Annotated in this window: 8 protein-coding genes; 2 read left to right on the forward strand and 6 right to left on the reverse strand. The window is 65.4% G+C overall.

Going from position 1 to position 12,006, the window contains the following annotated elements; all coding sequences use genetic code 11:
* Nucleotides 1-17: 17 nt before the first annotated feature.
* Complete coding sequence (aspS, locus tag V5F68_RS15420) at nt 18-1,862, reverse strand: aspartate--tRNA ligase (protein WP_394013492.1); 1,845 nt, start codon at nt 1,860-1,862, stop codon at nt 18-20.
* A gap of 237 nt (nt 1,863-2,099) precedes the next feature.
* Between aspS and V5F68_RS15425 the strand changes: the two genes are divergently transcribed.
* Both V5F68_RS15425 and rnd read left to right on the forward strand, forming a co-directional pair.
* Nucleotides 2,100-4,421, forward strand: coding sequence for a bifunctional diguanylate cyclase/phosphodiesterase (locus V5F68_RS15425; protein ID WP_394013405.1), 2,322 nt, complete (start codon nt 2,100-2,102; stop codon nt 4,419-4,421).
* Nucleotides 4,422-4,478: 57 nt separating this feature from the next.
* The gene (rnd, locus tag V5F68_RS15430; RefSeq protein WP_394013406.1) at nt 4,479-5,645 is read left to right on the forward strand and encodes a ribonuclease D; all 1,167 of its coding nucleotides are present in this window, start codon (nt 4,479-4,481) and stop codon (nt 5,643-5,645) included.
* Nucleotides 5,646-5,764: 119 nt separating this feature from the next.
* Here the strand turns inward: rnd and ppx are convergent, their stop codons facing one another.
* Genes ppx through V5F68_RS15455 form a run of 5 tightly spaced genes read right to left on the reverse strand, consistent with a single transcriptional unit; the run spans nt 5,765 to nt 11,945 of the window.
* Nucleotides 5,765-7,252 (reverse strand): exopolyphosphatase, encoded by a 1,488-nt coding sequence (ppx, locus tag V5F68_RS15435; RefSeq protein ID WP_394013407.1) that lies wholly within the window; start codon nt 7,250-7,252, stop codon nt 5,765-5,767.
* Nucleotides 7,253-7,286: 34 nt separating this feature from the next.
* Nucleotides 7,287-9,482, reverse strand: a complete 2,196-nt coding sequence (locus V5F68_RS15440; RefSeq protein ID WP_394013408.1) for an RNA degradosome polyphosphate kinase — start codon at nt 9,480-9,482, stop codon at nt 7,287-7,289.
* A gap of 49 nt (nt 9,483-9,531) precedes the next feature.
* Nucleotides 9,532-10,278 carry a P-loop NTPase family protein gene (locus V5F68_RS15445; protein WP_394013409.1) on the reverse strand — a complete coding sequence of 249 codons (747 nt, stop codon included), beginning with the start codon at nt 10,276-10,278 and terminating at the stop codon, nt 9,532-9,534.
* A gap of 3 nt (nt 10,279-10,281) precedes the next feature.
* Nucleotides 10,282-11,373: an AI-2E family transporter gene (locus V5F68_RS15450; protein ID WP_394013410.1), complete on the reverse strand. Its 1,092-nt coding sequence runs from the start codon at nt 11,371-11,373 to the stop codon at nt 10,282-10,284.
* Between the two features lie 41 nt (nt 11,374-11,414).
* Nucleotides 11,415-11,945, reverse strand: coding sequence for a CDP-alcohol phosphatidyltransferase family protein (locus V5F68_RS15455; RefSeq protein WP_394013411.1), 531 nt, complete (start codon nt 11,943-11,945; stop codon nt 11,415-11,417).
* Nucleotides 11,946-12,006: the final 61 nt, after the last annotated feature.

Below are 12,006 nucleotides of genomic sequence, written 5' to 3' on the forward strand. Positions count from 1 at the left end.
GGAAACCGTCGCGCCGCTTATTTCTGCGGCAGGTTGAGGCGGATGTGCAATTCCTTCAACTGCTTGGGCGTCACCTCGGCGGGCGAGCCCATCAACAGGTCCTCGGCGCGCTGGTTCATGGGGAACAGCGAAATCTCGCGCAGGTTCGAGGCGCCGCACAGCAGCATCACGATGCGATCGATGCCCGCCGCCATGCCGCCATGGGGCGGCGCCCCATATTGGAACGCGCGGTACATGCCGCCGAACCGTTCCACCACCGTGTCCTCGTCATAGCCTGCGATCTCGAACGCCTTCAGCATCGCCTCGGGACGATGGTTGCGAATGCCGCCGGAGGCAATTTCATAGCCGTTGCAGGCGATGTCGTACTGGAACGCCTTGATGGTCAGCGGGTCCTGGCCCTGCAGCGCCTCGAGGCCACCTTGCGGCATGGAGAAGGGATTGTGAGAGAAGTCGATCTTCTTCTCCTCGTCGGACCATTCGTAGAACGGGAAATCGACGATCCAGGCCAGCTCGAACCGCTCGGTGTCCACGAGGCTCAGCTCCTCGCCCACCTTGGTGCGAGCCAGGCCGGCGAACTTGTAGAATTTCGACGGGTCGCCGGCGACGAAGAAGGCGGCATCTCCCGCCTTGAGGCCGAGGGCGTGGCGGATCGCCTCGGTGCGCTCGGGACCGATATTGTTCGCAAGCGGGCCTTTGCCTTCGACTTTATAGCTTTCGCTTGAAATCGTCGGCTGCGTCCCCGAGGCATCAGTCTCAGTCTCGGATCTCTTTTCGGAGACTCCAACCCACATGATATAGCCGAGCCCCGGCTGGCCCTCGCCCTGCGCCCAGCTGTTCATGCGGTCGCAGAAGGCGCGGCTGCCGCCGGTGGGGCCGGGGATCGCCCACACCTGGTTCTTCGGGTCTTCGAGCATGCGCGCGAACACCTTGAAGTTCGAGCCGCGGAAATGCTCGGAGACGTCCTGCATCACCAAAGGATTGCGCAGGTCGGGCTTGTCGGTGCCGTATTTGCGCAGCGACTCGGCATAGGGAATGCGTGGCCAAACCTTGGTTACCGGCTTGCCGCCGCCGAACTCCTCGAACACGCTGGTGATCACCGGCTCCATCGCCGCGAATACGTCTTCCTGCTCGATGAAGCTCATTTCCAGGTCGAGCTGGTAGAACTCGCCCGGCAGGCGGTCGGCGCGCGGGTCCTCGTCGCGGAAGCAGGGGGCGATCTGGAAGTAGCGGTCGAAGCCGCTCATCATGATCAGCTGCTTGTACTGCTGCGGCGCCTGGGGCAGCGCGTAGAACTTGCCGGGATGGATGCGCGAAGGCACCAGGAAGTCGCGCGCGCCCTCGGGCGAGGAGGCGGTGAGGATCGGCGTCTGGAATTCGAAGAAGCCGCTCTGCTTCATCCGCTGGCGTAAGCCATCGATCACGCGGCCGCGCAACATAATATTATTGTGAAGTTTTTCGCGCCGCAAATCGAGGAAGCGATACTTTAGTCGAATGTCCTCCGGATAGTCCTGGTCGCCGAACACGGGCAGCGGCAGTTCCGCTGCGGCGCCGAGCACTTCCAAGCCGACCGCATAGATTTCGACCTTGCCGGTGGGCAGATCCGCATTCTCGGTGCCCTCGGGGCGCAGGCGCACCTTGCCGTCGATCCGCACCACCCACTCGGCGCGCACCTTTTCCGCCGCTTGGAAGGCCGGGCTGTCGGGGTCGATCACCACCTGGGTCAGGCCGTAATGGTCTCGCAAATCAATGAAAAGCACGCCGCCATGGTCGCGAATGCGGTGACACCAGCCGGACAGACGGACGCTTTCGCCCACCAGGGCGTCGGTGAGCGCGCCGCAGGTGTGCGTGCGGTAGCGATGCATGGCGGGGGACATGACGAGCGGCCTTTCGGACAACCTTGGGACAAACGCGCTGCCGCAAAGGACGGGCGAAGCGGGCCGCCGGAAGGTGCATGGGCATCCCTGCTTGTCAAGGCCGCCTCACACGCCGATACCATTTCAAGGGGATTTGCTGCCGCGCACCATATGCAGCCCCTGTTGGTGCCAACCCAACGCGTATAACGTGAAATGTGGCGTGCAAAGCGCCCACGATGAGACGTGATGGAAGCGACGGCCCGTTTAACCGAAGCAGCAAAGCCGGACGGCACGTTCGACCGCGTGCGCTCGTGGGATGCTGCGCGCTGGGCGGTCGGCCTGGGCGGCGCCTTTATCATCACCGTCCTCGTCGCGACCATCGTGCTCACAATCTTTCTGCGGGACCGGGCGCTCAGCGACCGTCACCGCGAGCTGGAAAATCTCGCGCTCACCCTGGCGGAGCAGACCGACCGCGCCTTTCAAGGGGCAGAGCAGATTCAGCGCAGCCTGATCGAACGCCTGAATGTGCTCGGCGCGACGGACCCGGAGAGCCTCGTGCGCGCCGCCTCCACCTATGAGATGCACGAGATCATCACCCAGCGCGTGCACGCCTTGCCGCAGATCGATGCCATCACCATCATCGGCACCAAGGGCAAACTGCTGAATTTCTCGCGCTATTGGCCGATCCCCGATGTGAACGTGTCGGATCGGGACTATTTTAGCGCCCTCAGTACCGGCGCGTCGGAAACCCAGTTCGTCAGCGCTCCCGTGATCAACCGGGGAACGGGAACCCCGACCATCTATCTGGCCCACCGGTTTTCCGCGCCGGACGGCAGCTTTCTCGGCTTGGTGCTGGCGGCGATGCGGCGCAACTATTTCGAGAAATTCTATGGCGGGATCGACCTCGGGCCGGGCGGCTTCATCGCTCTGTGCCGGCAGGATGGCGTCGTCCTCGCCAGCTATCCGCCGGTCGCGGAAAACATCAACCACACCGCCCAGCGCGCGCTCATGCGCCATCTGTTCGCCGCGGCGAACGCGGCGGGTTTGCAGGAGCGGCTGATCCCGCCCGGGCTGGTGGACCGGCAGGAGCGGCTGGCGGCGTTCCAGAGCCTGGCGCACTTCCCGCTGTCGATCATGGTGAGTGATACTTCGGAAGACGTCTCGCGGTCGTTGCGCACGCAGATCCTGCCGATGCTGGTGGCCTCGGGCCTGATCTGCCTTGCCATTACCGTGGCGGTGATCATGGCGGTCCGTCAGTTGCGGGCGCAGCAGGAGTTTGCCCAGAACGCTTATCGCTCCGCGCGCCAGGACGAATTGACCGCTTTGCCGAACCGGCTGCATTTCCTGGAGCAGCTCGATGCGCTGCTCAACGATGAAATGGACACGCACGGCTTTGCCTTGTTGTTCCTGGACCTCGACTATTTCAAGTCGGTCAACGACACGCTCGGCCACGCGATCGGCGACGACCTGCTGCGCGCAGTCGCCCGCCGCATGGAGGATTATCTCGCACCCGGCGACATGCTGGCCCGCATCGGCGGCGACGAGTTCGGCATCCTCCAGCGGGGCGGCGGAGCAACCGAGGCGTTGAGCCTCGCGGGGCAGATCATCAACGCCATCCGCGAGCCCTTCACGCTCAACCACCACAGGGTCATCGCCGGCGGCAGCATCGGCATCGCGCTCGCGCCGCAGGATGCGCGCCTGGGGGTGGAACTGCTGAAAAACGCGGACCTCGCCCTCTATCGTGCCAAGAACGACGGGCGGGGCCTCTCCCGCCTGTTCGAGCGGCAGATGGAGCACGCCGCGGTCGCACGGCGAACGCTGGAACTCGATCTGGACGAAGCCTGGCGCCAGCAGCAATTCTTCCTCTGCTACCAGCCGATCTTCGCCTCCCAGAGCGGCGCCCTTGCCGGTTTCGAGGCTCTGTTGCGCTGGCGCCATCCGAGCCGCGGGATCGTGGCCCCCGCAACCTTCATCCCCGCCGCCGAGGATACCGGCCTCATCGTGCCCATCGGCGCCTGGGTGCTCGAACAGGCCTGCCTTACGGCGGCCACTTGGCCGGCGCCGCTCACCGTCTCGGTCAATCTTTCGCCGATCCAGTTCCGCACGGGGGAGGTGGAGGCGCAGGTGAACGGCGCGCTGCGGCGGTCCGGCCTCGCCCCACGCCGGCTGGAACTCGAACTCACGGAGACCACCCTGCTCCGGGAAGGCGCAAGCGTGCGGGAAATCCTCCAGAACTTCCGCACCCGCGGCATTCTGATCGCCATCGACGACTTCGGCACCGGCTATTCCTCGCTCGGCTATCTGCGCACGCTGCCCATTGATCGAATCAAAATCGACCGCGCCTTCGTGACCGGATTGGGCCAGGATACCCACTCCTTGCCCATTATCCGCGCAATGCAGGGCTTGGCGGACGCGATCTCGGTCTCCACGACGGTGGAAGGCGTGGAGCGGGCGGAGCAGCTGGAAATCCTGCGCGCAGAACGCTGCACCTATGTTCAGGGCTATTTTCTCGGCCACCCCGGCACGGCGGAAGACGCCTTGCGCATGGCAAAAGAGGCAAAGGTTTGACCTCTATGCGCGCGGGGGTCTTTCGCCGCCCACATGCCTTCCGTTATGGTTTGTCGCATGGATCCGATCACCTCCACCGAGGCGCTCGCAGCGGCCTGTGAGCGTCTGGCCCGCCACGATTTCGTCACCGTCGACACAGAATTTCTGCGCGAGACGACATTCTGGCCAAAACTGTGCGTCATCCAGGCGGCCACGCCGGACGAGGCCATCATCATCGACGCCCTCGCCGATGGCATCGATCTGTCGCCCTTCTTCGCGCTGATGGCGAACGAACGGGTGATGAAGGTGTTTCACGCCGGGCGCCAGGACATCGAAATCGTCTGGCACCTCGCCGGCATCATCCCCCATCCGGTGTTCGATACCCAGGTGGCGGCCATGGTGCTCGGCTATGGCGACAGCATTTCCTACGACCAGCTGGTGCAGCGCCTGTGCGGCCACGCCATCGACAAATCCTCGCGCTTTACGGACTGGTCGCGCCGCCCGCTCAGCCAGGCGCAACTGGTCTATGCGATCGCCGACGTCACCCATCTGCGCGACATCTATCTCAAGCTGCTGCAGGATCTTCAGGCCCGCGGGCGCAGCGAGTGGGTGGGCGAGGAGATGAAGGTGCTCACCTCCCCAGCCACCTATCGCCAGGAGCCGGAGAATGCGTGGGAACGCCTGAAATCGCGCGTGCGCAAGCCGCGCGAGCTGGCGGTGCTGGTGGAATTGGCGGCGTGGCGCGAGCGCGAGGCGCAGGCCCGCGACCAGCCGCGCGGCCGCATCATCAAGGACGACGTGATCGGCGAGATCGCGCTCCAGCAGCCGCAGACACCTGAGAAACTGGCCGAGCTGCGCTCATTGCCCAAGGGGTTCGAGCGCTCGCGCTATGGGGAGGCCGTCCTGGAGGCCGTGCGCAAGGGCCTTGCCCGGGATCCCAAGACATTGCCGCGCATCGAGCGGGACAAGCCCTTGCCCAACGGCGCCTCGGCGACGGTCGAGCTGCTCAAGGTGCTCCTGCGCATGACAGCCGAGCAGCACGCGGTGGCCGCCAAGGTGATCGCCACCACGGACGATCTGGAGCGCATCGCGGTGAGCGACGAGGCGGATGTTCCCGCCATGAGCGGATGGCGGCGCGAATTGTTCGGCGACCGCGCGCTCGCCCTGAAGGCGGGAAAGCTGGCATTGGCGGTGGATCGCGGACGGGTGGTCGCGGTGGAGCGCACCGGCGCGGAAGTGGCATAGCTTCTTCGGAGAAATGCCGCGCATAACGCAAAAGGCCCGGCTCGACCGGGCCTTTTCTTCGTGCGCTTCAACCGGCGCCGGATCGTGCGACCGGGCTCCGCTTCAGAACGTGCCGTGCTTCAGACCGTCACGATCACCGGCTCGCGGCCGATGAGCTTGCTGAGCTGCCGCAGGCGGCTATGGACGCGGTCGTTGATCAGGTCGGCAAGATCGTTCGGCACGCTGAGCACAACGGTTTCGCCCCGCACTTCCAGCTCCGTGCGCGGGAGAATCCCCGGCATGGCGGCGGACAGCAGATAGGCAACCCGCATGCACGCACCGAGGATGCGGGCCCGGTCCAGCATGCCGGTGGAGACCAGCTCCAGGATGCGGGGGGCATATTCGTCCTCGGAAAGGCCCATGTGCCGGAAATAGACGGCGAGCGCGATATAGGCGCGGCCGGGATGATCCACCCCCACGAAGGCGGCATGGGCGATGATGTTGAGGCTTTGCTCCCCGCGATAATCGGGATGGGCGCGCCAGCCGATATCCGCCAACAGGCACGCGGCCTGCCGCAAGCGCCGTTCGTCGGCGCTTTCTTCCAGCGCCCTCGAAGAATCAAAGAAGGAATCGGTCCACGACACCAATTCCTCGCCATGCTGCGGCGAGCGCGAGCGCAATTCGTTCAGCTCATGCGCGGCGGCGAGGAGCGGATCTTCCTTGCGCTGCTCGCCGTCCAGCAGCGCATAGAGCAGGCCCTCGCGCACGCCGAGGGCGGAGATCACGATGTCCGAGGGACGTCCCTCGCGCACCACATTCTCCAGCACCAGCGCGCCATAGGCGAGCAGCGAGCGGCGGGCATCGGAAATGGCGTCGATGTGGGAGAGGGCTTCGGCGTCCGCGCGGTGGACGATGCGCGTGAAGTCGATCGCTTCCTTCGCCGGCAGCACATAGCCGTGCATGACGTGGAGCGGATAGCCCTTCTGGAACATATGCAGGCGCGCGAGCGCCCGCCACGTGCCGCCGACGGCATAGAAGGTGCGCCCGGCCAGACCCGCCAGGACGGGAACTTCGCGCACGGCGTCGCGAATGATCTTCTCGGATTTGCGCAGCGACTTGCCGGAACGATCCTGCAGCGCCAGCACCCCCAGAGGCAAGGTGATGCCGGCGCCGACCTTCTCGCGCTTCACATCCACCAGCTCCAGCGAGCCGCCGCCGAGATCGCCCACCACCCCGTCCGGGCTGTGGACGCCGGAGACGATGCCGAAGGCGGCAAGCTCCGCCTCGCGCCGGCCGGAGAGAATCTCCACCTGCGCCCGGCAGATGGTTTCGCACTGGGCAATGAAGGCGGGCCCGTTCTCCGCATCGCGTGCGGCGGCGGTTGCGAGGGCATAGACCACCCCGACCCCCATGGCGTCGCACAGGGCGCGGAAGCGCTTCAACGCGGAGAGGGCGCGTTCGACGGCGTCCTGGGCGAGCCGTCCGGTGGACAGCACTTCCCGACCGAGACCGCAGAGCGCCTTCTCGTTGAAGATGGGGGTCGGCGCGCGGTTAAGCGCCTCGTACACCACGAGCCGCACGGAGTTCGACCCAATGTCGATGACGGCAACAGGTGCCGTCACCGCCATGTGGTCACTCGTGTGCGGCGCGGGCCCGCCGCCCTTAGCGGCGGACGTAGAGGCTGCGCGGCGAAGAATCTTTGAGAGACTTTCCACGTCCCGACAAGCTCGGATTGGTCATGAAATAACGATGGGCGTTGAACGATTCTTCGCCCGGCGCCGGGACTATGCGTTCCGAAGAGCCATCGGGCAACACCCGCCAGCTCTGTTCGTTGTCGATAAGATTGGCCACCATGATCTGATCCAACACCTGCTCGTGCACGGTGGGGTTCATAATGGGGCACAGCGTTTCGACGCGGCGGTCGAGGTTGCGGGTCATCAGGTCGGCAGAGGAAATGTAAACCAGCGCATGGGGATGCGGCAGCGCGTGCCCGTTGCCGAAGCAATAGATGCGGCTGTGCTCCAGGAACCGGCCGACGATCGACTTGACCTGGATGTTCTCCGAAAGGCCGGGAATGCCGGGCCGCAGGCAGCAGATGCCGCGGATGACGCAATCCACCTTCACGCCGGCATTGCTGGCGGCATAGAGCGCGTCGATGATCTCCGGGTCCACCAGCGAGTTGCATTTCAGCCAGATCGCCGCCGGCCGGCCGGCACGGGCGTGCTCGATCTCCTGGGCGATGTTCTGGAGGATGCGCGGCTTGAGCGTGGTGGGCGACACCGCCATCACATCCAGCTCGCCCGGCGTCGCGTAGCCCGTGATGAAGTTGAAGATGCGCGCCACGTCCTGGGCGATCACCGGATCGGCGGTGAAGAACGACAGGTCGGTATAGATGCGGGCGGTGATGGGGTGATAATTGCCCGTGCCCACATGGCAATAGGTGGCGAGCGTGCCACCTTCGCGGCGCACCACCATGGACAGCTTGCCATGGGTCTTCAGGTCGATGAAGCCGAACACGACCTGCACGCCCGCGCGCTCCAGGTCGCGCGCCCAGCGGATATTGGCTTCCTCGTCGAAGCGGGCCTTCAGCTCCACCAGCGCGGTCACCGACTTGCCAGCCTCGGCCGCTTCCGCCAGCGCCTTCACGATCGGGCTGTCGGAGGAGGTGCGGTAGAGGGTCTGCTTGATGGCGACGACGTTGGGGTCGCGGGCGGCCTGGCGAAGGAACTGAACCACCACGTCAAAGGATTCATAAGGGTGGTGAACCAGAATGTCCTTCTCGCGAATGGCCAGAAAGCAGTCTCCGCCATGGTCGCGGATGCGCTCGGGAAATCGCGCATTGTAGGGCGGAAACTTCAGGTCCGGCCGGTCCACGGACACCAGCTGGGAGAATTCGTTCAGCGCCAGCACGCCGGTGACGACGAAGATCTCCTCGTCCTTCACGTTCAGCTCGCGGGCGACGAAGTTGCGCAGTTCGTCGGGCATGGCCGAATCCGCTTCCATGCGGATCACCGAGCCGTAGCGGCGCTGCTTCAGGGCGCTTTCGAACAGGCGCACCAGATCCTCGGCCTCTTCCTCGATGTCGAGGTCGCTGTCGCGGATGACGCGGAACACACCCTGGCCCTTCACCGCATAGCCGGGGAACAGGCGGGCGATGAATAGCCCGATCATTTGCTCCAAAGTGATGAAGCGCAGGCCCTGCCCCTCGCCGTCGGCGAGGCGGATGAAGCGCTCGACCTTGGCGGGAATGCGGATCAGCGCGTTCATCCCGCGCCCGTCGCTCTGCCGCACCAATTGCAGGGCCAGGGAGAAGCCGAGATTGGGGATGAAGGGGAAAGGATGGGCCGGATCGATGGCGAGCGGCGTCAGCACCGGGAACACATGGTGCAGGAAGTGGGCTTCCAGGCGTTCGATGTCGGCGGCGGTCACGTCCGCGCCGTCCACCAGGGTGATGCCGACGCCGGCCAGTTCCACACGCAGTTCCCGCCAGCGGGCCTGCTGGTCGAAAATCAGATTACCGGCGCCGTCCATGATGATGGCGAGCTGCTCGGCGGGGGTGAGGCCGTCCGGGCTGAGAGCGGTCACGCCCTCGCGGATCTGCTCCTTCAGGCCGGCCACGCGCACCATGAAAAATTCGTCGAGATTGTTCGCCGAGATGGAGAGGAAGCGCAACTGCTCAAGCAGGGGGTGGTTCTTGTTGGAGGCCTCTTCCAGCACGCGGCGATTGAAGTGCAGCCAGGAGATTTCCCGGTTGATGAAGCGCTGCGGGGAACCCGCGAGCTCGAGAACGGTCTCCACACTGGCCTCCGGTTCAAAATCCTCGACCACGGCCAAGGCGACGGTGTCATTCGCGTTCATCGATAGACCCCCATTTTCCGGCGGAACATGGCCGTCTTGCGTGACCACTCTATGACGGTGGCGCCTCCGCGTCGTCCTCGTCGCCAAACTCGCTTGGACTTTCTCCGCGCAAGGCTTTTTGCTCGCTGAGCACCTGCGCGGCCAGCGCGCGTGTCACGGGCCGGCGCGCCGCAAGGGCCGCCCGGTCGATGGCGGCGACCAGGGCCTGCGCGCCTTCGACGGTGCGCTCCATGCGCAGCAGCAGATATTGGACGGTCGCCTCGTCCACGGGGATCTGGCGGTCGGCGAAAAGCTTCACCAGCACCGCACCCAGCAGGGCATCATCCGCCGGGGCGATCTCCACGCTCGGCACCGCGCGCAGCCGGGAGGCGAGATCTGCGGTCGCGAGCACGAAAGCCGCGGGCGGCGTGCGCGCGGTCATCAGCACAAAGGCATTCTGCTCCCGCGCGAGGTTGAGCAGATGGAACAGCGCGGCCTCGTCGAAGTCTCCCGCCGCCAGATCCTCCAGCAGCAGGGCGCCTTGGGCCAGCGCCTGTGGCACGCCGGCGCGTGTGAGGTCGCGCGCGGAAAGGGTCAGGGCATTGGCCTTGCGGGCGAAAATCGCCCCGAGGTGGCTTTTGCCGGCCCCGGCCGGGCCGACCAGGGTCACCACGCGCGCCGGCCAGTCGGGAAAGGAATCCACCAGCGCCAGGGCAGCGGCATTGGCCGGCGCGGCAAGGAAATCCTCCCGCAGCAGGGCCGGCCGGGTGGGCAGATCGAGCGGCAATTGGCGAACGGAGGGATCGCGCCCGGCCATGGGTCAGACCGTCTCGCGCGACGAGGGATCGGCGTCTTCCTCGCCGGTATAGAGAGGGCTGTGGAAATATTGGCTGAAGGCGAAGCGCACCAGCACGCCGGATGCCGCCGTCAGCGGCACCGCCAGCAGCAGGCCCACGAAGCCGAACAGATAGCCGAAGGCGAACAGGGCGAACATCAGCCATACCGGGTGCACGCCGATGCTGTCGCCCACCAGCTTCGGGGACAGGATGTAGCCTTCCACGGTCTGGCCCACCAGGAAGATGCCGAGGATGGTGCCGATCATGGTCCAGTCCGGGAAGAACTGAACGATGGCAACGCCCATGGCGAGGATCAGCCCGGTGAGCGAGCCGACATAGGGAATGAAGGTGATGAAGCCCGAGACGATGCCGATCAGCAGGCCGAAATTCAGCCCCGACATGGTCAGCGCCACGGCATAGAAGGTGCCGAGAATGAGGCACACCAGTGCTTGCCCCCGCACGAACCCGGCGACCGCCATGTCCATTTCCCGGCCGAGCCGGCGGATGATGGGGCGCTGGTGCACCGGGATCCAGCTGTCCACGGTCATCAGCATGTGGTCCCAGTCGCACAGCACGTAGAACACCACCACCGGCGTCACCACCACCAGGGCGAACACCGAGAGCAGCGCCTGCCCGCCCGACCACAAGGACGTCATCAGGCCGAGCAGGTAGCTGACGCCCTGGGACATCAGGTCGGCGAGCGAGCGTTGAACATCCGGCAGGCGATCACCGAAGAAGCGGTTCAGCCATTCCCGGTTTTCCTGCGTGACCAGGTTTTGCAGGCGCGTCACGTAGGATGGCAGGTTGGTGATGAATTCAAACAACTGGCTGGAAAGCAGCGGCAGCACCACGAGCAGCAGCAGCACCACGACCAGGACCAAAATACTCACCAGCGCCAAGCTCGCCGGCGTGCGCCCGAGGCCGATGCGCGACACGCGCTCCACCACCGGGTTCAGGAAATAGGCCAGGGCCATGCCCGCGACGAAGGGTAACAGGATGCCGCGCAGCAGCCACAGGCCGATGATGACGGCAAACAGCGCGCCGATCCAGAAGCGAAGCTGAAGCTGAATGGCCATCGCTCCTCCCGGACCCCGCACCGGTACGCCGCTCTTGGCGGTCAGCGCGCCATGTGGCGCATCCATTCCGCGAGATACGCAGCCGCCGAAAGCGCCGTCAAGAGGCCCACCGCCACCAGTCCCACCTCGAACGCCCGGCCGAGTTGAAGGCCGAGTCCGGCGCTGGCCAGCACCAGGGCCGCGAAAGCGATCTGCACCGCCGTGTTGACTTTCGAAATCACCAGCGGGCGGATCGTCACCGGCTGGGCCAGCAGCACCGAGAGCAGGATCGCGCCGATAATCATGACATCGCGCGTCACCACGGCGATGGCGACCCAACGCGGGATCAATTCCACCACCGCGAGCGAGATGTAGATGGAGATCAGCAGCGCCTTGTCGGCCAGCGGATCGAGATAGGCGCCAAGCTCGGTCTGCATGTGAAACCGCTTGGCCAGGAAGCCGTCCACCGCGTCCGACGCGCCGGCGAGCACGAACAGCCAGAACGCCAGTTCCAGTTCCCCCGAGGCGATGGACCAGACCAGGATCGGCACCATCAGGATGCGGGCGAGCGTGATGAGGTTGGGCAGGCTCACCGCGCACGCCCTCCCCCATCCAACCGGCCGCGCGTTCGGCGGCGACCAGTCCTGCGGTTCA

The sequence above is a fragment of the Roseixanthobacter pseudopolyaromaticivorans genome, from assembly GCF_043195145.2.
Taxonomy (GTDB): Bacteria; Pseudomonadota; Alphaproteobacteria; order Rhizobiales; family Xanthobacteraceae; genus NCEH01.